This is a genomic window from Segatella copri (assembly GCF_051861805.1).
Taxonomy (GTDB): Bacteria; Bacteroidota; Bacteroidia; order Bacteroidales; family Bacteroidaceae; genus Prevotella; species Prevotella copri_M.
Genome location: NZ_CP146520.1, coordinates 337,358 through 362,088, shown reverse-complemented (window position 1 = coordinate 362,088; position 24,731 = coordinate 337,358). Strand labels below are relative to the sequence as shown.

Genomic DNA, 24,731 nt, shown 5'->3' with positions numbered 1-24,731 from the left:
GGAATTAATTTTGGGGTATATGATAAATTATTTGATGAAGCGTCCTATTGCAGTCACCATGATACTGGTAGCCATCATGGTGATAGGCATGATTGGCATCAGGAACATGCCTGTTTCCCTGATGCCCGATATGGATGTGCCCCAGGTTACGGTGCAAGCCAGTATGCCTGGATATTCAGCCCAAGAGATGGAGCAGAAGGTTATTGCTCCTTTGCGCTTGAACTTGTCTCGTGTAGCTGGTGTGAAGAGCGTCAACTCCGATTCTCGCATGGGGAAGGGAAGTGTCTTGATGAAGTTTGAGCCTGGTGCCAACATGGATATGTTCTTTATCGAGGTAAATGAAAAGGTAGATTTGACGATGGTTCATTTGCCTAAGGAGATGGAACGCCCTAAAATCATTAAGGCTAGTGCCATGGATATTCCTGCTTTTTACCTGGATATATCCCTAAAGGATGAGCGTGCATGGGGCAAGGCTTCCCCTCAGTTTGCCCAATTGTGTGATTTTGCCGCCAATGTCGCCAGCAGAAGATTGGAGCAGTTGCCTTCTGTGGCTATGGTGGATATGAGCGGCATGGTCTCTTCCGAGATTAGGTGTATTCCTGAGCAGGAAAAGATGGAGGCACTGGGATTGACGATTCAAGACCTGCAGGGTGCTTTGGCTGACAACAACGTTCAGTTGACTTCTTTGTCTGTAGTGGATGGCATATATCGTTACAATATCCATTTTGACAGTCAGATATTGACTGTTGATGATGTGCGCAACATCTATATCAAGCATGCCGGCAGACTGTTGCAGCTGAAGGATCTGTGCCAGATAGAAGAGTGTGCGGCATTGCGAAAGAATTTTGTGCGCCATGATGGGAAGAATTGTGTTACGCTGGCTGTCATCAAGCAGAGTGATGCCCAGATGGGTGATCTGCAGGAGGCTATATCGGATGTTGTGGCTAGCTTGCAAAAGGCAAACCCCAGTTTGGAGTTTGATGTGACAAGAGACCAGACCGAATTGCTGGATTATTCCATCCATAATCTGGAGTGGAACCTTTTGGCTGCCATCTTTTTTACGGCAATGGTGCTGGTTCTCTTCTTGCGAAGATGGAGATTGGCTTTGCTGGTGGCATTGTCTATCCCCGTATCTCTGGTGATAACCTTGCTTTGTTTTAAGTTGGCAGGCATATCCATCAATATCATTTCCCTTTCTGGACTGATCTTGGGTGTGGGTATGATTGTAGACAACTCCATTATCGTGATAGATAATATCTTGCAGAAGCAAAGAGGCGGAGCGCAACTGGAGAAGGCGGTATGCAAGGGCACTGCCAGTGTCTTTGCTCCCATGCTGAGTTCGGTGCTTACCACTTGCAGCGTTTTCATACCACTGATATTCATTGGCGGAATGGCTGGTACGCTCTTCTTTGACCAAAGCATGGGCATTACCATTGCCTTGTTCTCTTCCTTGGCGGTGAGTGTGCTGGTGTTGCCTGTTTATTTCTATGTATTGCATGTAAGGCAACATAAGGCACAGAATGTTGAGCAGCAAACGATGATGCAGCCAAGTAAGTTGCACCATATTATATATGGGTATTATGACCGGATGCATGCCTGGACTTTTGCCCATTTGCGTTTATGCCTTGGTTTGTCTTTGTTGGCGATACCGGGGCTTGTTCTTGTCTTTTGGGTGTCCGACAAGCGGCAGATGCCAGCGATGAATGCTTCTGATGGAATCATGTATGTGGATTGGAATGCTAATATCTCTGTAGAGGAAAATGACAGACGCATGGGTGAGGTGCTGAGGCTATGTGATGACCAGACCCAAACTTACACTTCGATGGTGGGTAGCCAGGACTTCATGTTGTTTCATACCAGGGAGATATCATCTTCCGAGGCATTGGCTTACCTGAAGGGGAAGAATGAGGAACAGTATGAGGAGTGCCAAAAGAGATTGCAAGCATGTATCTCTCAGAGATATCCTGAAGCTACCGTCTCCTTTGCTCCATCGGGCAATCTGTTCGATTTGATCTTCTCTTCAGGGCAACCTGAGCTATGCATCAAGTTGCAAGACCATTTGGGGCATCGTCCATCTGTAAATCAGGCTGAGGCTTACGTAGATTCTCTTCGCAGGCATTTCCCATCTTTGGATATTCCATCTGTCGTGGTAGAGGACAATTTGGTGTTGGAGGCTGATGTGGAACAGATGTCATTGTACGGCATCTCCTATGACCAGCTTTATGATAGGTTGCGCCAAATGACGGGCAGCAATGAGGTGCTGCGCATCCATCAGGGAGCGGTTTCCCAACCCGTTGTCGTGGGTGCTGCTGAGGCTGATAGAAATACTCTGATGGCTGCTTCTATCAAAAATCAGGCAGGGGTGGATGTTCCCTTGCAACTCCTTTTAAAGGAGAGGAAGGAGTCTGAATTCAAGCATTTGTATGGATCGGAAGAAGGTGAGTTTTACCCGATAGAGCTGAGTACGACCAAGGGGCATGTGAATGATGTGCTCGACTTTGTGGCTCGCAGCAACCAAAAGTCAGGTGAACTGAGGGCATCCGTTAGTGGTGATTATTTCCTGAGCCAGCAAGCCGTCCTGCAAATGGTTGGGGTCTTGTTGGTATCCGTCCTGCTGCTGTTCTTTATATTGGCAGCGCAGTTTGAGAGTTTGGTTCAGCCATTTATCATCCTCTCCGAGATGGTGTTGGATATTTTTGTGGTGTTGGTTATCCTGTATCTGTTGAGGCTGCCGATAGACCTGATGTCTATGACGGGACTTATCGTGATGGCAGGTATCGTTATCAACGACTCCATCCTGAAGGTGGATACCATCAATGGGCATCGCAAGAGCGGTATGCCTTTGTTTGAGTCAATCGTCAAGGCGGGCAGGGAACGTTTGTTGCCGATATTGATGACCTCGCTTACCACCATCTTCTCTTTGGTGCCATTTCTCTCAGGTGGTTCAATAGGGGCTGACTTGCAATTCCCTCTCTCGCTCACCATCTTGGTGGGCATGGTTGTGGGTACAGGGGTTAGCATCTTCTTTGTGCCTATTCTCTATTATGTAATTTATCGGAAAAGAAAGTAAAAAGTAACAATGAAACTGTCTTCATTCTCTGTGATATTGACCTTTGTCATCTTGATGATAGTGGGTGCGGCTCTGTTGCCGTTGGTGGATGTGGGTACCGAACCTCAGAACCAGCGGGATAATCGTCTGGTCATCAGGTGCGAATGGCCACAGGTGTCGGCTAAGATTGTAGAGCAAAATCTGACGACACCGATAGAGGGAATGGTCTCTGCGCTGAAAGGGGTGGAGCGTGTTTCCTCCCGCTCTTCCTATGGTAGCAGCGAGATTGTTGCTTGGGCAAAGGAAAAGGTGGATGTTGCGGCTTTGCGATTCTCGGTTACTTCTCTGCTGCGCCAGTCGTATGCCAAGTTGCCCAAGGGTGCTGGCTATCCTGTGGTGGAAGGTGGCGAGGTAACCGGTGGTGCGAGAATGCACCAAGAGCAACAGCTGCTTCTCACTTATCAGGTGAATGGTGATATGCCGCCCGAAATGCTGAAGAAGCTTGTTTCAGGAAATGTGGTGCGACGCTTGCAGTTGCTGGATGGCGTGGACCGGGTAGAGGTGGCAGGAACCACGGATAAGTATGTGGAGGTGAGCTATGACCCGATGGCACTTGCTGCTTGTGACATCACAAGCCAAGACTTGCAGGATGGAATCCGCAATTTCCTGGGAAAGGATGAAGTGGTTGGCACGATGCTGCATACCACTGTGGACAACAGGAAGGAGCGGATTGCTTTTCGATTGAAAACGGCATGCGATGGAAAGTCGCTTGCTGATGTTCCCATCAAGGTCAATGGCAATCGGGTGGTTTATCTCAATGATTTGGCTAGGATTCATGTCAAGCGATATGAGCCTTCTGGCTTTTATCGTGTGAATGGATTGAATACGGTATATGTGAATGTTTATGCAAAGCCTGCAGCTCGCATCTTGCATCTGTCTGACCAGGTGCAAGACGAGATGGAGGCTATCAAGGGTGAATTGCACAGTCCGTTGTATGTGCATTTGTCATACGATGTGGCTCAACTCCAACGAGAAGAAATGTCCAAGCTGATAGGGCGTAGCCTAGCTTCATTATTCATCCTGCTGCTCTTTGTTTGGGTCATTTACCGCAATGCCAGGTATCTTATGGTGGTGACATCGGCTTTGGCGGCTAACATCTTGATAGCTGTAATCATCTATTGTGCTTGTGGCATCAAACTGCATCTTTATTCGTTGGCAGGCATTACGGTGTCGCTTGGCATTATCATCGATTCTGTCATTGTCATGGCCGACCATTATGCCTATTATCACAACCGGAAGGCTTTCCTTTCCATGCTGGCAGCGATGTTGACAACCATAGGCTCGCTTGTCATCGTCTTTTTCCTGCCAGAGGAATTGCAGGCAGACTTGTATGATTTCGCCCTGATTATCGTCATCAACCTGGTTGTTGCCTTGCTGGTGGCTCTCTTCTTTGTGCCTGCAGCCATGCAAAGATGCAAGTGCCAAGCTCCGAGCGTCTTTAGGGGCAAGCGCAGATGGGTGGTCTGTTGGAATCATTTCTATAGACGCTATATCTTGATGACATCGCGCCGCAAATGGATAGTCTATATCGTCTTGGTGTGGGCATTCGGCATACCATTCCAAGCTTTGCCTGAAGATTGGAAAAGTGCTACAACGGATAAATTGGCTTCTTGTTTTGGAGGTACGATTCAGCTCTTTGCTGATTATCTGAACGAGCATGAGCAGACCAGAAAAGCTGATGGGGACAAAGTGCTTCATATACAGGGATTGATGCCTGTGGGAGGCACAGCCGTGCAGCTGAACGAGAAGATGGTCATCGTGGAGGAATTGCTGAAAAAATATCCTGAAATCAAGGAGTTTGTTACTCGCATAGATGGTCGGCAAGGTGAAATCACGGTGAAATTCAAGAAGAATGTGCCTGCCGGTTTTCCTTATCGCCTGGAGTCGAAGGTGATAGGCAAGGTTATCACGGTCGGGGGTGCCGACTGGAGTACCTACGGCATCAGCGAACGAGGTTTTAGCAATTCTATCAACCTTCAATATCGTGCTACCAAAATCAAGGTGTCGGGCTATAACTATGCCCGACTGTATCAGGTGGCAGAGAGCATGGCTGATTATTTGGGTAAGAATCCTAGGGTGCAAGACATTGCCGTGGAGACTCCTGGCTTTGAGAACCAAGAGGAGGAACTCTATATGCGGTATGACAAGGATAGGATGAGCCTTTATGGTGTTGAGGCTGGTGATGTGCATCGCAAGTTGGGCAGCTTGTTGCAGCGGGTGTATGTGGATTCTTATCGGGACAAGGCGCATCCTGCTGATGTTTATCTGGCTCCTGAGCCTCAGGTGCCTTATGATTTGTGGAGTATGGAGAACAGCCAGATGCTGGTAGATAGCAGCCAGGTGCTTCTCTCCGATGTCATGATGTTGCAGCGCCGTGAGGCTAAGGAAGTTATACCAAAAGAGAATCAGGAGTATGTGCTCAATGTGGCATTCAATATATTGGGTTCGTACACCTATTCGGCTGAGTATATGGATAGCGTCATGGCTCATTTCAATAGAAGCATGCCGATAGGTTTTCGTTGCGAGACGGCTGCCTATTACAATCCTATCAAGGAGAAGTCAAACTATTGGCTTCTCTTGGTGGTGGCAGTCTTGATATTTTTCATCTGTTCAGTGGTCTTCGAGTCTCTCTGGCAGGCTTGGGTTGTGGTGCTCATGATTCCTGTTTCCCTGATGGGGGCATTCTTGACCTTCGTATTGTTTGATGTAGGCTTTGGCAGTGGTGGCTTTGCTTCTCTTGTCTTGTTGAGTGGTCTCGTGGTGAATGCTTCCATCTATATACTTTGTCAATACAATTTAATGGTTAAGTTGCGCAAGCGGGATGCCGTGTCGGCTTATCTCTGTGCCTTCAATCACAAGATTTTACCGATATTCTTGACGATAGTCTCTACCATCTTGGGGTTGTTGCCATTCTTTTGGGAGCGGGATGAGGAACCTTTCTGGTTCTCTTTTGCCACGGGGGTGACGGGCGGTTTGCTCTTCTCCATCCCGATGCTGGTGTTCATCATGCCGCTATTGATGAAAATGAGAACGAAATGAGGTCATTACAATGAACGGGTTTTTATCATTTGCAAGCATTATTTTGCCCTATAAACATGAGAATTCATAATCTTTAATGATAATTATCCAAATATTATTGTTAAGTTTACACTATTATGGAAAGTTTTGTGTATCTTTGCAGCAGCTTAGCTGCACTCGGCCATTTGAAAGCAAGCTTTCATTGCGCTCGTTTGCATAAGCTGTGCACCGTTGTAAGGCTTCTTATAGAGAAAGTTTACGACAGGAAAGAATAAACAACAACTATAATTAATATCAATAAACCCGATAAGCAATGAAGAGATTTATTTCAGCAGTACTTCTCTCTGCCGCCGTGGCAATGCCAACAATGGCGCAGAAGAGCAACAAGGTGTTGAGCAATGGCTATCCATTCACTCAAGTACCATTCACCAGTGTGAAGATTTCACAGAACACCTTCTGGGGTGCCCGCCTGAAGGCTGCCCAAAAGGTAACCATTCCTTTGGCTTTCAGCAAGTGCGAGAGCGAGCACCGCTACAAGAACTTCGAGATGGCTGCCTATACCCTGCAGCATCCTAACCATCCGGGCTTGGATACCAAGGAGTGGGATGTAAGCAAGTTTATGGGCTTCTCTTTCGATGATACCGATGTGTATAAGACCATCGAAGGTGCCAGCTACATTCTCCAGACCTATCCAGACAAGAAGTTGAAGGCTTACATCGACAGCGTGCTCGATGTGGTAGGTGCGGCACAGGAGCCAGATGGCTATCTCTATACAGCCCGTACCATCAACCCAAAGCATCCACATCAGTGGTCGGGAAATAAGCGTTGGGTCAAGGACGAGGATTTGAGTCACGAGCTTTACAACCTCGGTCACATGGTAGATGCAGCCTGTGCTCACTATCAGGCTACGGGTAGCACCAAGTTCCTGAACATCGCCAAGCGCTATGCCGATTGCGTGGTAAAGGAGGTGGGACCTAATGCTGGTCAGGCTACCGTGGTGCCAGGACATCAGATTGCAGAGATGGCTTTGGCTCGTCTCTATACCTTGACCGGTGAGAAGAAGTATCTGGATGAGGCTAAGTATCTGCTCGACTATCGTGGCAAGACTCATATCCGCAACCCATATTCTCAGAGCCAGGCTCCTATCCTGGAGCAGAAAGAGGCGGTAGGTCATGCGGTGCGTGCCGGATATATGTATGCCGGTATTGCAGATGTGGCTGCCTTGACCAAGGATTCTGCCTATATGAAGGTGATCGACCGCATTTTTGAAAACATCGTTGGCAAGAAATACTATCTTACAGGTGGAGTTGGTGCCCGCCATGCCGGTGAGGCATTCGGTGATAACTATGAGTTGCCAAACATGACTGCCTATAACGAGACCTGTGCAGCCATTTCTATGGTTTATCTCTTTGAGCGCATGTTCCTGCTTCACGGCGAGAGCAAGTATATCGACTGCATGGAGCGTACCTTATATAATGGTGTCATCTCGGGTATGAGCATGGATGGTGGCAGATTCTTCTATCCAAACCCATTGTCAAGCGATGGCAAGTATAAGTTTAATGCCGATGGCAACACCACCCGCCAGCCTTGGTTCGGATGTGCCTGCTGCCCGAGTAACTTGTGCCGCTTCATCCCTTCTGTTCCAGGTTATCTCTATGGCGTGAAGGATAACAATATCTATGTGAATCTCTTTGCAGGCAATACATCTACCATCAAGGTGAATGGCAAGGATGTAGTTCTGGAGGAGACTACCGAGTATCCTTGGAACGGCGATATCAAGATTGCTGTGAAGAAGAGCGGTGTAAAGAATGCCAATCTCCTGGTTCGTATTCCTGGATGGGTTCGCAATCAGGTGGTGCCTAGCGATCTTTACAAGTATAGCGATGCCGAGAAGCCTGCTTATAGCGTAACTGTTAACGGTAAGGCTGTAGAGGCTGACCTCGATGCCAACAAGGGTTATCTTCCTGTCAAGAACATCAAGAAGGGTGATGTGATTCGTATCCACTTCGATATGCCTGTTCGCACCGTAGTGGCAAATGCTAAGGTTGCTGATGACAACGACAAGATAGCTGTAGAGCGCGGTCCATTGGTATATTGCGCTGAGGCTGTGGATAATAGCAATGAACCTGTGCTCCATGCCGTTATGCCAGAGAAGCCAAGCTTCACTCTCGTTGACAACTACAGCATCCAGAACACGGAGACCAAGGGAGCCCCAGCCTTCACCGTAAAGGCTATCGTTACCTCTCCTGCCCATATTATCTACCAGAAGAAGGAGGGAGTGGTCGCTGTAGATTGCACCCCTCTCACCCTGATTCCTTACTATGCCTGGAATCATCGTGGTGCTAACCAGATGAATGTCTGGTTCTATCAGGGCTTGTCGTTTATGGATAAGTAATAAATAGTTTTTTTAATCAAGAAAGCCTGGCAAACGTCGTTTGCCAGGCTTTCTTGTTAATATAGGTTAATCCCATTAAGAAAAACACTTCTTTTCCGTTTATGTTGTAGTTTTGAACAAATAAAACAAAAGAGAGCAAATGACAGAGAATGAATTCATCCATATCGTTCCGCAGTTGCGGCAGATAGCCTTGCAGATCAGTCAGGGTTATGGCGTTGGCTGTGATGAGGCTGAGGACATCGCACAGGATGCGATGCTCAAGCTCTGGGCTATCAAGGAAGACATTCAGTCTGCTGCTCATGCCAAAGGTTCGATGGGCTGCATAGCCAAGCATCTTTGCATCGACTTCTTTCGCAAGCGGAAGATGATTTCGATAGATGCCCAGCCTTTCGATAAGTCGCCTAGCCACTATGCGCCGCCCGATGTGGAAGTGGAAAACTCGGAGAACGAACAGTGGCTCCAAAAACGCCTCAAGGCGCTGCCCTCCAACCAATATCAGGTGCTTTATCTGCGACAGGTAGAGAAGAAAAGCTCTGAGGAAATAGCGCAAATCGTGGGCATCACCACAGAATCTGTATCCGTGTTGCTATCGAGGGCAAGAAAGCAGATGTTGCAGGAAATCAGAAAAAGATGTCGATAGCCCTTATATATAAATAGGTATAATCAATAAAGGAGGAAAAAATGATATGAACGAAAAAGAAAAAGATATACGTTTGTTGCTCAATCGGTTTATGGCTGGTGAGACTACTCTTGAAGAGGAGGCTCTGCTAGGGGAGTGGTTTCGTCTGCATCCCGATGTGAGCGATGACCTGAAGGAATACCAGATGATGTTTGGATATTTCGACGAGGGCATGCCTCTTGACCATGAGGCGGAGGAGCATGTAGAAAATGCTCATCCAAAGGCTAAGGCACGAATGCGCCGCCTATGGTTGTCGCTTAGCATGGCTGCATCCATCGCCCTGCTGATAGGGTTTGCTATTCCTTGGGTAGGGCGGCAGACTGAGCATCGGGATGATTCGAAGATGACTCAACTCGATGGCAGAACGACTCAGGAGGATGCTGATTCTGCCGTTGTCCACGAGGAGAAATCGTCAGATGCCAATCTTTCCATGCCTGAAAAGATAAAAAAGTCGGGTGATTCCGTATCTCCCCAAACAAGGAAGCACAAGCAGAGGAAATATCGTCAGCATCTGTTTGCTCCTGCTCCTCCAAAGCTTTGGATAGCCCAGAATATTGCTACCGATTCTTTGTTGGCAGAGCCGGAAAAGCTTGCAGATGAGCATCTCTGTGAGATGGAGGCACAGCAGAATGAAATGTTCTTCAAACTCTATCTCATCAATGCTCTTCAGACCCAGACGCTCAATGCCGAAGTAGCCAGTGCCTCGTTCGAAAGCGAAGAGAATGTGCATGATGAGGACCATGTGAGTGATGACCAGGAGGTTTATTAACAAGAAACAATTAAAAAGAAGAAGGATATGAAAACAACTTTTAAATTAACATTTGTGGCTTGCCTGATGATGCTCTCTTCGGCTTGCCATGCCCAGAAGCCTATACCGGCTATCGACCAGGCTTTTGATAAATTCGTACAGGATTTGTCGCAAGACGACCTCGTTACTTCTTCCTCGATGAATACCTATAATATTGGTATGATGAAGGGATTTGAGTTCGCTATTCCTGAGAGAAAGCAGAAAATGGTGGATACCTTTCAAAAGGCTTTATTGAGCAATAGTCGCCTCGCTTATATTAGTTTTACCAAGAAAGCGGGTTCTGCCAGCATTGAGACGAATCGGGTGGGATATGGCAATAACAATTCCATGACCTACGAGTTTGGTACTCACAAGGACCGCAACTATAACCTGCAGTATTTCCGCGACAGCAAGGATTCTACCATGCGATATGTTTATGCCTTGGTATGGTATCAGGGAATGGATCGTTCGGTAAAGGGCAGTGTATATAAGTTCTACTCCAAGGATCCGCAAACCTATAAGGTGTCATTATCTTATAAGATGAAAGCAGTTCAAGGTTTGGATTCTCTTGTTTCCCTAGGCAGCATCAAGTATAACAGGAATCTGGCTCGCAGTTATGACTTGGAGATGACTCCGCCAAAGGATGCGGCAGAATTTATGATGCAACTCAATACGCTTCGCGCTGCCTTTAAGAATGCCAAGGATTTATACCCTTATCTCGGAAATCAGGTGACTCGGCGTACCCTCCAGACGGGTATTGCCAACAAAATAGTCAAGCTCTGTATAGGATACGGCAAGTTGCTGAATGCTGACGAGAAGAAATTCTGCGCCTCCTCGCTGAATAAGATGAAGAAGGATACAGACGATGAATATCTGCAGAGTCTTCTGGAACTGACTGCCAATTCTTTGAGAAAGTAGTCTGTTCTGGGTGGATAAACAGAGGAAAATGTGAAACTCTCTCTCGTAAAATACCGCTTTAAAGCGATATTTTCTCTAAAATTATCTTTTTCTAGACTTTAGTCTTGCTATAATTTTGTATCTTTGTACGCAAAAAAACAAACGATATGAACAAGAAATTGATAATGATAATAGGCTTGGTGCTTTCATCCATAGTGGTGAAAGCCCAGGCTTTTTTTATGCCTTTCCCTAAGGCGGGTGATAAATACTGGCAGAAGCAGGTGCCGGTGGCGATGCGCAACGATTATATCCGGTTGGGCAATCTCTATCAGAAGAAGCCTTGGAATGCCATCCCTGCTGAAACTTTTGCCGAGTTCCGAACCAATGGTAACCGTACCCGATACGAGGAAGCTAGCTTTGGTATCAGAAAACAGTTTGTCTGTCTGGTGATGGCAGAAATCATGCAGGGCAGGGGACGGTTCCTGCCTTCCATCCGCAAGGGCTTACATTATTTTATAGAGAAGGAACCCTGGTGGGGAATCCCGGCACATTATCCAAAAGACCATCCTGAAAAGGATATCCAGCCTGTAGATCTCTTCAATGCAGAGACGGCAGGCATGCTTGCCTGGACCCTTTATATGCTGGAAGATGAAATCAACAGGAAGGAAAAGGGACTCTGTGATCAGGTGAGAAGCGAGATAGATCGCCGATTCCTGCAACCGGTGTTGAACCAGCCGCAGGGCTGGAAGAACAATGCCAACAACTGGAATACCTGGATTACGAGCAACTGGTTGGAAACGGTATTGATTTGCGAATCAGATGTCAAGCAGCGCGATGCAGCCTTCAAGGGAGTGCAGCAGTGTCTGCGAACCTTCCTGAAGGGTTATCCCGATGATGGCGGTTGCGAGGAAGGTGTCAGCTATTGGGACTGTGCCGGTGCCTCGTTCTTCGAGTCGCTCTATTTCATGCAGTTTGCTCCTAAGCAGGCTGTCCTGACATTGAATGAAGCTCAGAAAAAGAAGGTGGAGAACATGGGCAGATTCATCACTACGATGTATATCAACGACCTTACCTTCGTGAATTTCTCGGATGCCCAGGCTCAGAACGTTCCGAACATCAACATCCTCTTTCCTTATGGAGCCTATCTCCAGAACCTGCAGATGATGCAGTTGGCGGCATACGTGGGTAAGAAATACCAATATACCCTCAAGCCTACTACGCTCTTTCTGAAATCGGGCAACTATCCGAAACTGGGTAGGGAACTGATGCTCCTCTCCATGTTGCCGAAGTATCAGGAAACAGCAGCTGTAGAGCCAAAGACGGAAGATGCCTATCTGGAAAACTCCCAGATTATGGTGGCGAGCAACAAAAACTGGTTTGTGGCTGCAAAAGGTGGTAACAATGCCGAAAGCCATAATCACAACGACATCGGCAACTTTATTGTCTATCACAACAATCAGCCGGTGGTCATCGACCTGGGACGTGATACCTATACATCGAAATCATTCAGCAACCAGCGTTTTGAACTGATGAACTGCCGTTCTGCCTATCACAATGTTCCCATCATCAACGGATTGGAGCAGAAGGATGGCAAGAAGTATCGTGCCGAGAAGGTGAGCCATGTATTCAGCGAGGGCATCTCTTCTCTTACCCTGAATCTCGAAAAGGCATATACTGAGGCGGCGCATGTGGATAAATGGCAGCGTACCATCGTCCTGGATAGGGAATACAACTGGGTGGAAGTAACCGAACAGTATAAGCTCGATTCCCTGCAGATAGAGAAGGACCGACTGAACGGTCAGGTATTTGATAATCAGATTATCCTGATGGCTTTCGGCAAGCCTGTGGTGCAGAAGACAGGAAGAATCCTGCTTCAGGGTGGCAATGTGCGGTTGGAGTATGATGCACAGTATTTTTCGGCATCGGTAGAAAAGGTGCAGATGACGGATGGCATCATGAAGACCCAGTGGAAGGATAATGTTTATCGCATCATCTTGCGATTGAACGATAACTATCCGATGGCGAAGGTAAAATATCGCTTTGTGAAATGATTTTTTTTGAGAAAAGCCTTGCTATTCCCGATTATTTCCACTATCTTTGCAATTGAATTAGTTGTACTCGATAAAACGAAGAAGATATGGATTACAAGAGATTACCATACGGCGTTGCCGATTATACATGGATTAAGAGTCAGAACAGATACTGTGCTGACAAGACAATGTTTATACCTAAGATGGAGGAAGCAGGAGACTTTCTCTATCTCATCCGTCCACGCCGTTTTGGCAAGAGTGTCTTCCTCACGATGCTTCAAGCCTACTACGACATCGAGAAGAAAGACTCGTTCCATACCACATTCAAGGATACTTGGATTGAGTCGCATCCAACCGAAGGACTTGGACAATATCAGGTTTTGTATTTCGACTTCTCTAGAGCTGTAGCAGGACAAGGTAGCTTGGAGGAGAACTTCAATGCCTATTGCTGTACCATATTGGACGATTTTATCCAAAAATATGCAACTTATTACGATGAGAGCTTTAATATTAAGGAATATCTTTCCTTTACAAGTGCCTCCTATAAGCTAAATGCACTGAATACTTATTCCAAGAGAAAAGGTACGCAACTTTACCTTATCATCGACGAGTATGACAACTTCACCAACAACATCCTGAGCGAGGAAGGGGAAGCTGTGTATCACTCCTTGACTCATGCACAAGGCTTCTACCGTGACTTCTTCAAGCTATTCAAGGGAATGTTCCAGCGCATCATGATGATGGGAGTAAGTCCTGTCACCGTGAACGACCTCAACAGCGGCTATAACATCGGCACCAATCTCTCCATGGACCCCATGTTCAACATGATGCTGGGATTCAGCGAGAACGAGGTACGGGAAATGATAGAATACTACAGAGAAGTAGGACTCATCAAGGTGCCGACCGACCAGCTGATTACCGACATGAAGCCTTGGTATGACAACTATTGTTTCGCAAAGGACAGTCTGGTTACAGACCCCAAGATGTTCAATTCGGATATGGTTATCTATTATCTCCGCCATTTCATCCGTTTTGGCAAAGCGCCGGACGAGATGGTAGACCCAAACACCATGACCGATTATGCCAAGATGAAGAAGATCATCTTCCTGGACAAGCTGCAGGGCGACCGCAAGAGCGTGCTGAAAGAAATCATCAACCAAGGTTACATCTGGGCGGAACTGAGAGAAAGTTTCCCTGCTGAAGACTTAGTTGACCCTGACCTGTTCCCAAGTCTGCTCTACTATTACGGCATGCTGACCATCATTGGCAAGCGTGGCAGAAGAGTAAAGTTGGGAATCCCTAACGAGAATGTACGCCGCCAATATTACGGCTATGTGTTGGATGAATACAACAGGGATGCCAAAATCAACAATAATCATCTTGCCGACCGATACGATGTAATGGCTCTGGATGGTAACATCAAGCCAGCCATCGAATACATCGCCGAGGGTTACCGAAACTGCACAAGTATTCACTCCAGCATCCAGGCAGAGCGCAATCTGCAAGGTTTCATCGCCGCTTATCTCAACCATAGTGGTTATTACTACATCATCCAGGAAATGGAGTTGAATGGTGGTTATTGCGACTTGACGATGATTCCGGACCTCACCCGTTTCCCAGAGGTAGCCCATGCCTACCTCTTGGAGTTGAAATATCTGAAAACGGGCGATACCGATGAAGAAGGAAACAAGGCCTTGGAAGAAGCAAGGACTCAGTTGGAGCAATATGCGCAAGACACAAGATTGCCACAGCTGATGAATGGAAAGCCTATCCACAAGATTGCCATCATCTATAAAGGTAATGATTTATGGAAAGTAGCTGAGTATTAAAGAACTAAGGAAACAGCAAGGGTCTATATGCCACGATGACAAGGTGGCGTATAGACCCTTGATTTTATTGTGATATTTGTAATCTACATCTCCGCTTTCAGCAGTTTTATCTCCTCTGCCGTCAGCCCCGTCATATCCATGACCGATGCTTCATCCATTCCCTTTACCAGCATCTTTCTGGCAATCTCAAGGCTTCGCAGGTTCATACCCTTTTCCATGCCTATTTCTATACCTTCAGCAAGGCCTTCTTGTTTTGCCGTATCAATGGAGTTCTATTAATCGCTTAACTCGTTGCACCGTACTTACTGTTAAACTTGGGTTAACTTTACAGTTTTTTTTAGGAGTTTGGCTTTTTTTACAAAAAAAAATCGTAAATTTGCAGCGAGAAATAAAAACTTGAAGAATAAACAACATAAAAATGAACTTATGAAGAAAATCTCGTTGATAGTGATGAGCTGCATAATAGCTTGCGGACTGTTCGCCAACCACGGCATCGTGAAGGGCGGAGAAATGTCGCCTAAGGTAGAGGACACGGTATCGATTGACAAGAAAATCGCTGATAGTCAATGGCTATCGAACAACTCCGACACGTTGGAAGTGGACACAGCTGGCGAAGACTCGGTGGTGAATGTGGTGGCCTACTTCTGCAAGGGCGACACCTGCGAATACTGGATATATGAGAATGAGTGGAAGGTGAACGGCAAGGACACGGTGAAGACGCTCGGCGTATCCACCCAAGTGCGCCTCGTGGTAAACGATTCCACCAGCAAGGGCTATAAGATGAGCTACACCTTCCTGGACGTAAAGGCCGATTCGGTGGGCGACAACTTCCAGGACAAGATGATGGCCATGGTAGTGGAGCGCACCGCCAAGAGCGTGATAGGCACCACCGTCAACTTTGAGACCGATGAATACGGTAGCATCACCAAGATTACCAATCTCTCGCAAATCAAGAAGCAGGCAAAGGCTCTCTTCAAGGCGGGCATAAAGGAGATCGCCGCCATGCCCATCATGCAGGAAATGAAGAAGGCGACAGGTCTTGACTTCATGAAGACAGCCACCCAGGCTAACACCGACGAGGTGGTGGAGGGCTACCTGGAGGAGCTGAAACTGCTCTTCGCCTACCACGGAAGCCAATATGCCGTGGGCGAGCATCACGAGCACGAGGATGCCACCAAGGATAGCTACGCCAACGACACTTATATCAATGCCAGCCTCGAGAAGAATGGCAACTACACAATCTCCTGCGAGGTGGTCAGCGTGATACCAAAGGAGACCGTGAAGGAGGTGATGGACGGAACGATGGGTGCCTTCATGGAAGGACTGAAGGGCAAGAAGACCGAGGACGGCAAGGATCATGATGGCGACATCAAGGACTTGGAAGACGAGTTTAAGAAGGAGATAGGCAAGGCAGTTGCCCAAGATGCCAAGACCTCGGAGTATCTCAGTGTGACCTGCTTCGAGGATGGCTGGCCTAGCAGCGCGTTGAAGCAAAATAAAACTGTGATGGCTGGTCGTGGCAAGCTGCAGCAGACACTCATCGAGGCTTGCCGATTCGCACAGCGCGAGAAATGATGAACTATTTCGACCTGTACATGGTGTCTTTTTATAAATATGGTTGACTCCTAAAGTTTCAATTACATGAAAGAATCATTAGAAGCAACATTGAAAGATGTCGAACTTACCAAGGAAGTGTACCGTCTGTACACCCTTGAGCACCTAACACAACAAGAGATTTCTGTTAAATTGTGTATAGGTCGCTCTACAGTTTGGCGTAAAATTCGTACCTTTGAAGCCGAAAATCCAGAATTGGCAGAAAAGATGAAGAAGCAAGGTAAGGAAATCACTCCATCAGACTACAAAGATTTGGTCAAGGAGATAGCAGAATTGAAGAAGCAGCTTAAGACAGAGCGTCTTCGTGCGGACTTCTATGAGGAAATGGTCGCTTTTGGCAAGGAAGTATATGGTATAGACTTAAAAAAAGCTGGCACCAAGTAGCAAATAGGCTTCACGCTAGGGACAACAGAAAGTATCCTGTTGCCCCTATGTGTCGTTTACTTGGTGTTACAAAGCAGGCCTATTACAAGCATGGAGATAGTGATATGGTAAAAATAGCCCAGGAAGCCTTTGTAGTGGAGTTCATAAAAGATATTCGCAAGAAAGATCCGGGGATTGGCGGCAACAAACTTTGGATTATGTATCAGAAGCAATTTGGGGCATCAAGAAGTGTTGGCTACAACCGCTTTTACGACATAGTCGAAAAATACAATTTGAAGGTTAGAAAGGTAAAGCGTAGGGTGAAGACAACAGACTCCACCCATGACCTTCCTTTGTATCCAAACATCGTCAAAGACTTACTGCCAACACGTCCTTGTCAGCTGGTTGTCAGCGATATAACTTATATTCCATACTTCCTCGATCCAGAGAGTGGAGAATATAAGTTCTGCTACCTTGCCCTTATTACCGATTACTACACAAAGGAAATCGTTGGCTATAGTGTGGCTCCAACATTGGAGGCTATCTATGCCATCGAGGCACTTAAAATGGCACTAAAGCATTATGATGGACATGATCTTAGCCAACTAATTCATCACTCTGACCGTGGTGTCCAGTATGCTAGCTTTGCTTATACGGATTTGCTTAAAAAGTATGACATCAAAATCAGCATGACGGAAAGCGGAAATCCTAAGGACAACGCTGTAGCAGAAAGAGTGAACAGTACCATCAAGAATGAGTTACTGAAAGGCATGTCGTTTGCAAGTATTAGTGAAGTTCAAAAAGCTGTGATTCTTGCTATAAACTTCTACAATGAAGAGCGTCCTCATATGAGCCTTGATGGACTAACTCCACGTGAAGCAGCTAAAAAGATGGGTGAAATCAACAAAAAATGGGTAAGCTATAGAGAAAAAGCAATAAAAGCTAAGGTAAAATAAAAGAAAATTAGTATCTTTGCACCCACCAAGGAACTACGTGATGGTTTAAGCCACCAACGTATAAAGTTTGAGTTGGGCATCGAGCCCAACCCAAACTTACCAAGGAAGCTACGCTCAGGATTATCCCCCAACATGTTTTTGCATGAAACATGAGTGGCAACAAAAAATATGACTAAGAGAAAAACTAGTCAACAAAAAATATGACTAAGTTTTAACTAGTCAACTGGTTTTATAAATAAGTATTAACCGAGTCAACTCGTCTTATAAATAAGATAAAAAGTGGTCAACCAAAATCGTTAAACCACATGGTCTCTTGATGCCCGTTACATGGGCACTTAGAGACCATGTACTGGGCATCGAGAGAACATGTGCTGGGCACTGGTTGCCCACACCATGGGCATAGAGTGCCCAACGTTTGGGACTGTTTTTGGGCACTATATTAGCAAGCTGCGTTGCAATTATGCATTGGCGCTAAATGTTGCTTTTGTGATACTTTTGTGGTGCTTCTATTATGCTTCAATGATACATTCAGTGATACTTTATGCTGCTTTTATGATACTTCTATGATACTTCTTGTAAAACTATCAGAAAAGTCTCATTCGTATTAACATATTGATTATTAATTGTATAAACGGACTTTTGCTACGAAAAATGAGACTTTGATACTTTTTCTCACCAAAAACTTTTTCGCGGGAAACGACAAGGGTCTATATGCCACGATGACAAGGTGGCATATTATAATGGTAAAGACTTATGGAATGTAACGGAGTATTAAACTTTCTTTACAAGACCAATTTTCGGAAAACACAGATGCTTTTTTAAAACTACTGATGCAAAATAAAAAATATTGAAGGAATTTGTCAAATTAGGTGTCGCATTGGTAGGAATGCGACACCTAAATTACAAAATTTACTCCAAAAACAACAAAATTTACCCCCCCACTTTTAAATAAAATGCTTATATTTGCACCCAGAATCTTCTAATTTTGCATCATTTAGTGATTAAAATAATATAAATTATAATCAAAACATAATAGAAACATGAATGAAGTTTTAACTAAGAAAAGGTATGTAGCTCCATCTATGCAGATTCTCGAATTGGAGGCTACTCAGATTCTCGCAGGAAGTAACGCCAACGCAGCACCTTCTGTGAATAGTTTTGAATCCGGTGGTTCTTTGGGTTCTGGTGACATGGAAGAAAGCAGCCCGGCTAGAAGTACTAGCATTTGGGACTAAGATGAATATAAAATGAAATGAATATGAAATTTTCTAGTTTATTACCCCAGATGGCTTGCGCCCTCCTCCTTATGGCGAGTTGTTCAAAGGAGGATAGCATGACGCCAGGCGAAAGCCCATCTTCTGTTGGCGGCATTCACATCACCACGCAGGTATCAGATATTGTTACCCGTGGCATCACCGAAACTGCCACCTTGCAAAACTTCGGCATCTGTATACAGGGTTCCGGAGAGCACGCTTCATCTTTGCAATATAATAATGTTAAGATGTCGAAGAACGGCGAAGAGTGGACTTCTGCTACCCCAATGCTGTGGCAGAGTGAGATTCCTTCTGCCGACATTATCGCCTATGCTCCTTATCAGGCTGATATAAGCGAAGCCTTGGCAACCCAGAAGCAGTTCCCTGTATCGGTGAAAGCCGTACAGACTAAAGAAGACCTGTCTTCCGACCTTCTGGTGTTCAAGGCTAAGGATTATGCTCCAACCATCGTCGGCGAGAACAAAGACAAGATTATTGAGGTGAAGTTTGATCATGCCTTCAGCCAGCTGATGGTAACCTTCAACTTCGATTCCGCCTTTTCCAATGATGAGGTAGATCTGTCAAAGATAGAAGATGTAAAGGTAGAGGGCACTGTTTTGTCTGGCGTATGCGACTTTTCTCAGGACAAGCCGCAGATAACGGTTCAGGCTGATGCCGCAGCAGAGGCCATAACTCCAGAGAATGTTTCTTTCCAGGCAAAGGATGCAGAGCATGCCAACATCTCTGCCCAATACTCCTCTCTGCTGGTTCCGCAGACCATCCAGGCAGCCAACCAGCCTCTGAAGGTTTCCTTCCGATTGGGTGATACCACCTATTCATGGAAGGCGAATGCCGATATCACCCTGGAGCAGGGCAAGTATTATACCCTTTCGCTCAATATCAGGAAGACCGGAGTTGTAGTAGAAGGAACGATTAAAGGCTGGATTCCGGCAGAAGGCAACAATGAATATGTAGCAAATTAATAACTATTAAAATACAACATTTATGAAGAAATTTAGATTCTTATACATCGCTGCCGCAGCATTGCTGTTTGCAGCTTGCGCTAACGAAGAAGACGGTATCGGCAACAATAGTCCTGTTGCTGCTACCGTAAAGGCGGATATTGTTAAAAACGTCACACGCGCCACCACTGACAACACATGGTCTAATAACGATGCCATTGGTGTAAATGTCACATCATATGGCTATACAATAGGAGACAATGTGAAATATACAACTACTGGTGACGGAAATTTCACATCTGACAATCCAATATATTTTGCAGACGCAAGAGAAACCGTGAATTTCAATGCCTATTATCCATATCAAGAAAATGTTGATGGTAACGGCATTGTAAATAATTGGAATATGGCAGAGGTAAAGGAAGGTGAACCATGCCCAGCAGATTTTCTCTTTGCAACTGGTGCAACCGCCACCAAGTCTTCTCCACAGGTGCAATTTACTGGAGACAACCAATTCAAGCATTGCATGAGTATGATACGGTTGACTTTCAAGGCTGGCAAAGGCATTGATGCAAATAATGCGAACCTTAAAAATAACTTAAAATTAAAGGGTATCTATAAGACAGGTTCTATTAATACACAAACTGGTGAAGTTGCCATTTCTGGAGATAGAGGAATTTATGAATCCGATGTGGATAATAAAAGTTTGAAAAACGGTGTCACCTGTGAGTTCATAGTATTCCCTCAGTCTTTGGACAACAACAAGATGGATATAGAATTGGAAGTAGCTGACAATGGCACAATCAATACTTACACTACTTCATTGCCTTCGTCAACAAACAATGAGTTTAAAGGCGGCTATCTGTACACATATACAATAAGTATCAACAACACAGGTGTTGTTATAGACAAAGCTGGCATTACAGCATGGCAGACAAGTGATGAAGGTTCTTTGGACGCAGAACAGCAATAGGAATACAGGGTTAGTGAGCTTGGCGGCTCACTAACTCACTAACAATAAAAAACTGATGATTATGAAGACGATAAAACAAAGAATTTCCTATGCGGTAATGGGCCTTATGGCTATGGGCTTTACAGCATGTACGCAAAATGAAGATATGGCTCCTACGCTGAAAGGGCAGGAAATCAATGCCACTTTCTCTGTTGGAGGTATGCAGACTCGTGTCAATACATTGGGACACGGTAACAATTGGGAGGATAAAGATAAACTAAAAGTAAGTATATTTACGGATTCTGATCCTGGTTGTACGGTTGTTCTTTCTTTTAATGGGGAAACAAACGAATGGTCTCGCAATAGAAGTTTTCGTTGGTTAGATGAAGTCGACAAACATTTTATATTAGCTGTATATCCATCTGACACGGATTTTTTGCAAAATAATCTACAGTATGATTTACAGGTAGATCAAAGCAGCGAAAGTAAATTAAAAAACGCTGATCTCATAACTGGATATTGGTACGATTATCCTCAGTTCAATGTAAGAATTCCTATGAAGCATCGCATGTCGCTGGTCACGATAGTATATCATGTTGGTACTGCGGATTATCCTGATATGGATATTAGTGAACCACAAGTGTATTCAAAAAACAACAGTGTTAGATTTTTTGGAGACCAAGCCCGAGGGCAATTTGTCATGAGTACACCTTCTGGCAATTCAGATTGGGTAAAAGCCTGTAAGCATGACGATGGTATGTTTTCTGCAATCGTTATCCCTGGTTCATACAAAGCTGGCGAGATTTTCGTGAAATTCAAGATAGGCGACAAAAACTTCCATGCAAAAATGAAGTCAAATACGGAGTTTCAAGAGGGCCATCGCTACACCTACAAACTCGATGTAGGAAAAGACAAAGTGGAACTAACCCGAATCAGCGTAGATGATTTGAAAGGTTGGGACAGTAACAACGAAGAAGAACTCAAATAATTGGAGGAAAGAATATGAAAAAGATATTTCAATACATTATGCTGGCAGTCGTTACAATAGTAATGGCGTCATGCACAAGTGATATAGAAGAAACAACCACAACAGCAGGCAAGAGCAACGTACAGTTGGTTGTTGGTGAATTTCCGGCATTCGGAGATTCACAGACTCGTGCTATAGGTACACCTGATCCGGGCAAGACTTCATGGGCTGTAGGAGATGAGTTGCTTCTGGAGATGACCAGTAAGACTTTTGGGACTAAGTATGCTGCTTTTAAATATAATGGCAGTAATTGGGAATTGGCAAGTGGCGAGTTGTCTTATAAAGAAGACGAAGTGCCAACCTTTCCTCATGTATATTATGCCCCTAATTACAAATGGGAAGCTGGCAAATTAGTTTTGAAAGAAGGTAAGGTTGCAGGAACGGATGAATATATTGAGGGAAAAGCCAATATCACCCCAAATGGTCAGGGTATAAATGTATCTTTTGCCGAGGCAACACGCAACTATTCCCGCTTGCGCATTGCAACTATGCCAAATAAGCCAATAACAGTTAGCATCAATTATTTCACTCCTGCGGGCAGCAGCGATATGAAATGGGATCAAAATTATGCCCTTACATCTGATGAAAAGGGCAATGCCTATTTATATGGTAATTTTGTAACAAATTCCGAATTCACTGTGAAATATGAAGAAGCTCCTTTGGCAACTTATAAATTCTCGCAAGAATCAAAAAATGCTAAGAGTTATGCTCTGGATGCTACTGTTGTTTCGGCAAATAGTGCAGAAGAAATAAAGTCAGCTATTGAGCAAAAAGTAGCAGATAGCAAGACTGCCATAAGACTCAACCTCGCTTCTGATGCTGGCGCTAATGAGTTTAATGCTATCCGTGAAGCTTTTGAGAAAGTAAAATCTGGCACTATAGATCTCACTCTAATAGGATGCAAGGAAATTCCTGCAAATGGTTTGAACAACCAATCAAGAGGACTAGAGGCATTAAAATCTATTACTTTGCCTGATGTGACAAAAATTGGAAAGAATGCCTTATACTTCTGTGTGGATTTGGAAGAAATTTGTGCTCCGAATGTTTCTGCTATAGATGAATATGCATTTGCAGAATGTTACTATTTGAGAAAAGTAACTTTGGGAGAACTCACGGATGTAAAAGGTGACTATGAACACGGGGGTGGAATTTTTGGCCTCGATCCTTCTATAGAAAATATAGATTTGTATTTGCCCAAAAATCAGGAAGTCATGGAGTTTGACGAGAATCAATATATTTGGAAGCCTACGGGTGAAAAATACTTTGCCAGCCCAGACTATGATAATGGTATATTCCTCGGCTATCAATTTAACTCAGTAAAGAGTTGGGAATAACGACAAGGGTCTATATGCCACGATGAACAGGTGACGTATAGACCCTTGATTATATGGTGATATTCGTAATCACATCTCCGCTTTCTGTTTTTTATGAATTGCTCAGATTCTTAATGACTGAACTTTCGCATGTGGTTCAAGTACGGGCTGAAGGCCCAAAAGCTCTTAGCCCAGGGCAGCGCCCTGGGTATGATGGCAATCAGCAAGACGCCCTGTAAGGGCAAAAGCTTTATGTTTTGTCTGGAGTTTTAAAGCTTTTGCCCTTACAGGGCGACAGGTTTGCGTCCGTAATTACCCAGGGCGCTGCCCTGGGCTAGGAGCTTCTGCCCTTTCAGGGCGTGTGGGGCAAAACTTGCGAAAGTTCAGTAATTTAATAATTGCTTTGCAGAAACTTCTACTACCCCGCCATTTCCGTCACTAATGACCACAGGACGATTGTATAAAGCCTTTTCTACCAACATATCATGCTGAGCTTCAACTAAACCTGATTCAACTTTGTTGAGAAAGCCCTCAATCTCACTTTCACTCATAATCCTTAATTATTTTAAATTTAACAATATCCTTAATCTTCGTTGGAAACTGTCTACCTCCGAAAGCAACACGTTCTCCTTTATTTAAACTGTTATCAAATAGAATCCAGATATCCACTTCTTTCATAAATATCTCAAAAAGATTCTTAAGACCAGCCTTATACCTACGTTCAATTACAGGCGTAGGAATGTTATGCCCACCACTCGCTACTCTATCAGCTACACGTCTTTTTGCAAGCTCTATACTATCCAGCCAAAAGAACAAGAGATGCACAACATACCCTTTTTCTTGTGCTCTGCGCACCAGATTAATATAAGATCTGGTTGCTAAAGTAGTTTCTATGGAGAACGATTCACCCATTTCCAGCAAATCTTCTATTCTCCTAAGCATCAAACGCCCTGCTTCTATCGCTACTCCTTCAGGATTGAAAGGTGAGAGACCTTTTGCAATTTCGTCAGCATTAACAAATTCTTTAACGAGCAAAGACTTGGGAAGAATCGTCTTAGAAGCAGTCGTTTTGCCTGCTCCATTACAACCTGCTATTATATATAAATGCTTAACCATTTGATTCACATTTAAATTCTTTTGGATGCAAATATACTGCAAAATCTTGATAACGCCAAATATTTGAATGAAATTAACATCATTATTGGTCAAATAATACTAAATTCCCCATCCTGCTTTCTCAAGCGGGCTGGGGGATTTTTCTTCAGTATATTCACCCGCACTTCACGGGAAACAACAAGGGTCTATATGCCACGATGAACAGGTGGCGTATAGACCCTTGATTTCAGGCTCTCTTCCTATAATCTCTTGTGCCATAATGATGTCGTTATTTTGCTGCAAAGATACTAAAAATATCGTTTCGCGCAAAATAATGATAGGGAGGATAGTATTTATTAGTCGTGGAAATGTGCGAAAAAACAATGGATTTCCACGACTAAGAATTTTATGTTGTTTTTTCTTAAAATGTTTGTTTGGCTCAATTAAAATGT

General features: G+C 44.7%; 19 protein-coding genes. 16 read left to right on the top strand and 3 right to left on the bottom strand.

Translation table 11 applies throughout. The features are described from left to right. Positions 1 to 19: 19 nt before the first annotated feature. The 8 genes from V8Z93_RS01355 (at position 20) to V8Z93_RS01320 (ending at position 14,744) form a co-directional block, all read left to right on the top strand. Positions 20 to 3,070, top strand: coding sequence for an efflux RND transporter permease subunit (locus tag V8Z93_RS01355; protein WP_439432158.1), 3,051 nt, complete (start codon positions 20 to 22; stop codon positions 3,068 to 3,070). 9 nt (positions 3,071 to 3,079) lie between these two features. Continuing rightward, positions 3,080 to 6,148 (top strand): efflux RND transporter permease subunit, encoded by a 3,069-nt coding sequence (locus V8Z93_RS01350; RefSeq protein ID WP_439432157.1) that lies wholly within the window; start codon positions 3,080 to 3,082, stop codon positions 6,146 to 6,148. Positions 6,149 to 6,440: 292 nt separating this feature from the next. Beyond that, positions 6,441 to 8,522 (top strand): glycoside hydrolase family 127 protein, encoded by a 2,082-nt coding sequence (locus tag V8Z93_RS01345; protein ID WP_439432156.1) that lies wholly within the window; start codon positions 6,441 to 6,443, stop codon positions 8,520 to 8,522. Between the two features lie 139 nt (positions 8,523 to 8,661). After that, positions 8,662 to 9,162, top strand: a complete 501-nt coding sequence (locus V8Z93_RS01340) for an RNA polymerase sigma factor (RefSeq protein ID WP_203041702.1) — start codon at positions 8,662 to 8,664, stop codon at positions 9,160 to 9,162. Positions 9,163 to 9,208: 46 nt separating this feature from the next. After that, positions 9,209 to 9,970: a hypothetical protein gene (locus V8Z93_RS01335; RefSeq protein ID WP_439432155.1), complete on the top strand. Its 762-nt coding sequence runs from the start codon at positions 9,209 to 9,211 to the stop codon at positions 9,968 to 9,970. A gap of 27 nt (positions 9,971 to 9,997) precedes the next feature. Continuing rightward, on the top strand, positions 9,998 to 10,906 hold the full coding sequence (locus tag V8Z93_RS01330) for a hypothetical protein (protein WP_203041700.1): 909 nt from the start codon (positions 9,998 to 10,000) through the stop codon (positions 10,904 to 10,906). A 146-nt stretch (positions 10,907 to 11,052) separates the two neighbouring features. Beyond that, positions 11,053 to 12,936, top strand: coding sequence for a heparinase II/III domain-containing protein (locus V8Z93_RS01325; protein ID WP_439432154.1), 1,884 nt, complete (start codon positions 11,053 to 11,055; stop codon positions 12,934 to 12,936). A gap of 86 nt (positions 12,937 to 13,022) precedes the next feature. Beyond that, the gene (locus V8Z93_RS01320) at positions 13,023 to 14,744 is read left to right on the top strand and encodes an AAA family ATPase (RefSeq protein WP_439432153.1); all 1,722 of its coding nucleotides are present in this window, start codon (positions 13,023 to 13,025) and stop codon (positions 14,742 to 14,744) included. An 83-nt stretch (positions 14,745 to 14,827) separates the two neighbouring features. Here V8Z93_RS01320 and V8Z93_RS01315 read toward each other — a convergent pair whose 3' ends face one another. Continuing rightward, positions 14,828 to 14,962 (bottom strand): hypothetical protein, encoded by a 135-nt coding sequence (locus tag V8Z93_RS01315; protein ID WP_439432152.1) that lies wholly within the window; start codon positions 14,960 to 14,962, stop codon positions 14,828 to 14,830. A gap of 208 nt (positions 14,963 to 15,170) precedes the next feature. Here V8Z93_RS01315 and V8Z93_RS01310 point away from each other — a divergent pair, with 208 nt between their 5' ends. From V8Z93_RS01310 to V8Z93_RS01275, 8 genes are all read left to right on the top strand, one after another. Beyond that, a complete protein-coding gene (locus V8Z93_RS01310) occupies positions 15,171 to 16,319 on the top strand; it encodes a hypothetical protein (protein WP_439432151.1) in 1,149 nt (382 codons plus the stop codon). A 66-nt stretch (positions 16,320 to 16,385) separates the two neighbouring features. Beyond that, positions 16,386 to 16,742: a hypothetical protein gene (locus V8Z93_RS01305; RefSeq protein ID WP_203038574.1), complete on the top strand. Its 357-nt coding sequence runs from the start codon at positions 16,386 to 16,388 to the stop codon at positions 16,740 to 16,742. Then, the gene (locus V8Z93_RS01300; protein ID WP_439432804.1) at positions 16,706 to 17,677 is read left to right on the top strand and encodes an IS3 family transposase; all 972 of its coding nucleotides are present in this window, start codon (positions 16,706 to 16,708) and stop codon (positions 17,675 to 17,677) included. The genes V8Z93_RS01305 and V8Z93_RS01300 overlap by 37 nt, the downstream gene beginning before the upstream one ends. A gap of 1,040 nt (positions 17,678 to 18,717) precedes the next feature. Continuing rightward, entirely contained in the window at positions 18,718 to 18,912 is a 195-nt protein-coding gene (locus V8Z93_RS01295; RefSeq protein ID WP_439432150.1) for a hypothetical protein, read from the top strand. 23 nt (positions 18,913 to 18,935) lie between these two features. Next, positions 18,936 to 19,913, top strand: coding sequence for a fimbrillin family protein (locus V8Z93_RS01290; RefSeq protein ID WP_439432149.1), 978 nt, complete (start codon positions 18,936 to 18,938; stop codon positions 19,911 to 19,913). 22 nt (positions 19,914 to 19,935) lie between these two features. Further along, positions 19,936 to 20,865: a fimbrillin family protein gene (locus V8Z93_RS01285; RefSeq protein WP_439432148.1), complete on the top strand. Its 930-nt coding sequence runs from the start codon at positions 19,936 to 19,938 to the stop codon at positions 20,863 to 20,865. Positions 20,866 to 20,926: 61 nt separating this feature from the next. Next, a complete protein-coding gene (locus V8Z93_RS01280) occupies positions 20,927 to 21,832 on the top strand; it encodes a fimbrillin family protein (protein ID WP_439432147.1) in 906 nt (301 codons plus the stop codon). A gap of 14 nt (positions 21,833 to 21,846) precedes the next feature. After that, positions 21,847 to 23,205, top strand: coding sequence for a leucine-rich repeat protein (locus tag V8Z93_RS01275; protein WP_439432146.1), 1,359 nt, complete (start codon positions 21,847 to 21,849; stop codon positions 23,203 to 23,205). 362 nt (positions 23,206 to 23,567) lie between these two features. On the opposite strand, the gene V8Z93_RS01270 is transcribed toward V8Z93_RS01275, so the two are convergent. Together V8Z93_RS01270 and V8Z93_RS01265 are read right to left on the bottom strand one after the other, a co-directional pair. Then, positions 23,568 to 23,735 (bottom strand): hypothetical protein, encoded by a 168-nt coding sequence (locus V8Z93_RS01270; RefSeq protein WP_203041668.1) that lies wholly within the window; start codon positions 23,733 to 23,735, stop codon positions 23,568 to 23,570. Beyond that, positions 23,728 to 24,300: a zeta toxin family protein gene (locus V8Z93_RS01265; RefSeq protein WP_203041675.1), complete on the bottom strand. Its 573-nt coding sequence runs from the start codon at positions 24,298 to 24,300 to the stop codon at positions 23,728 to 23,730. Before V8Z93_RS01265 ends, V8Z93_RS01270 begins: the two co-directional genes overlap by 8 nt. Between the last annotated feature and the right edge of the window lie 431 nt (positions 24,301 to 24,731).

Excerpts from the sequence above, each read along its gene's own strand:
- V8Z93_RS01290 (WP_439432149.1), top strand. The coding sequence starts at position 18,936 with ATGAAATTTTCTAGTTTATTACCCCAGATGGCTTGCGCCCTCCTCCTT.
- V8Z93_RS01275 (WP_439432146.1), top strand. The coding sequence starts at position 21,847 with ATGAAAAAGATATTTCAATACATTATGCTGGCAGTCGTTACAATAGTA.
- V8Z93_RS01320 (WP_439432153.1), top strand. The coding sequence starts at position 13,023 with ATGGATTACAAGAGATTACCATACGGCGTTGCCGATTATACATGGATT.
- V8Z93_RS01285 (WP_439432148.1), top strand. The coding sequence starts at position 19,936 with ATGAAGAAATTTAGATTCTTATACATCGCTGCCGCAGCATTGCTGTTT.
- V8Z93_RS01330 (WP_203041700.1), top strand. The coding sequence starts at position 9,998 with ATGAAAACAACTTTTAAATTAACATTTGTGGCTTGCCTGATGATGCTC.
- V8Z93_RS01335 (WP_439432155.1), top strand. The coding sequence starts at position 9,209 with ATGAACGAAAAAGAAAAAGATATACGTTTGTTGCTCAATCGGTTTATG.
- V8Z93_RS01345 (WP_439432156.1), top strand. The coding sequence starts at position 6,441 with ATGAAGAGATTTATTTCAGCAGTACTTCTCTCTGCCGCCGTGGCAATG.
- V8Z93_RS01355 (WP_439432158.1), top strand. The coding sequence starts at position 20 with ATGATAAATTATTTGATGAAGCGTCCTATTGCAGTCACCATGATACTG.
- V8Z93_RS01325 (WP_439432154.1), top strand. The coding sequence starts at position 11,053 with ATGAACAAGAAATTGATAATGATAATAGGCTTGGTGCTTTCATCCATA.
- V8Z93_RS01295 (WP_439432150.1), top strand. The coding sequence starts at position 18,718 with ATGAATGAAGTTTTAACTAAGAAAAGGTATGTAGCTCCATCTATGCAG.
- V8Z93_RS01350 (WP_439432157.1), top strand. The coding sequence starts at position 3,080 with ATGAAACTGTCTTCATTCTCTGTGATATTGACCTTTGTCATCTTGATG.
- V8Z93_RS01280 (WP_439432147.1), top strand. The coding sequence starts at position 20,927 with ATGAAGACGATAAAACAAAGAATTTCCTATGCGGTAATGGGCCTTATG.
- V8Z93_RS01340 (WP_203041702.1), top strand. The coding sequence starts at position 8,662 with ATGACAGAGAATGAATTCATCCATATCGTTCCGCAGTTGCGGCAGATA.
- V8Z93_RS01270 (WP_203041668.1), bottom strand. The coding sequence starts at position 23,735 with ATGAGTGAAAGTGAGATTGAGGGCTTTCTCAACAAAGTTGAATCAGGT.
- V8Z93_RS01265 (WP_203041675.1), bottom strand. The coding sequence starts at position 24,300 with ATGGTTAAGCATTTATATATAATAGCAGGTTGTAATGGAGCAGGCAAA.
- V8Z93_RS01305 (WP_203038574.1), top strand. The coding sequence starts at position 16,386 with ATGAAAGAATCATTAGAAGCAACATTGAAAGATGTCGAACTTACCAAG.
- V8Z93_RS01310 (WP_439432151.1), top strand. The coding sequence starts at position 15,171 with ATGAAGAAAATCTCGTTGATAGTGATGAGCTGCATAATAGCTTGCGGA.
- V8Z93_RS01315 (WP_439432152.1), bottom strand. The coding sequence starts at position 14,962 with ATGGAAAAGGGTATGAACCTGCGAAGCCTTGAGATTGCCAGAAAGATG.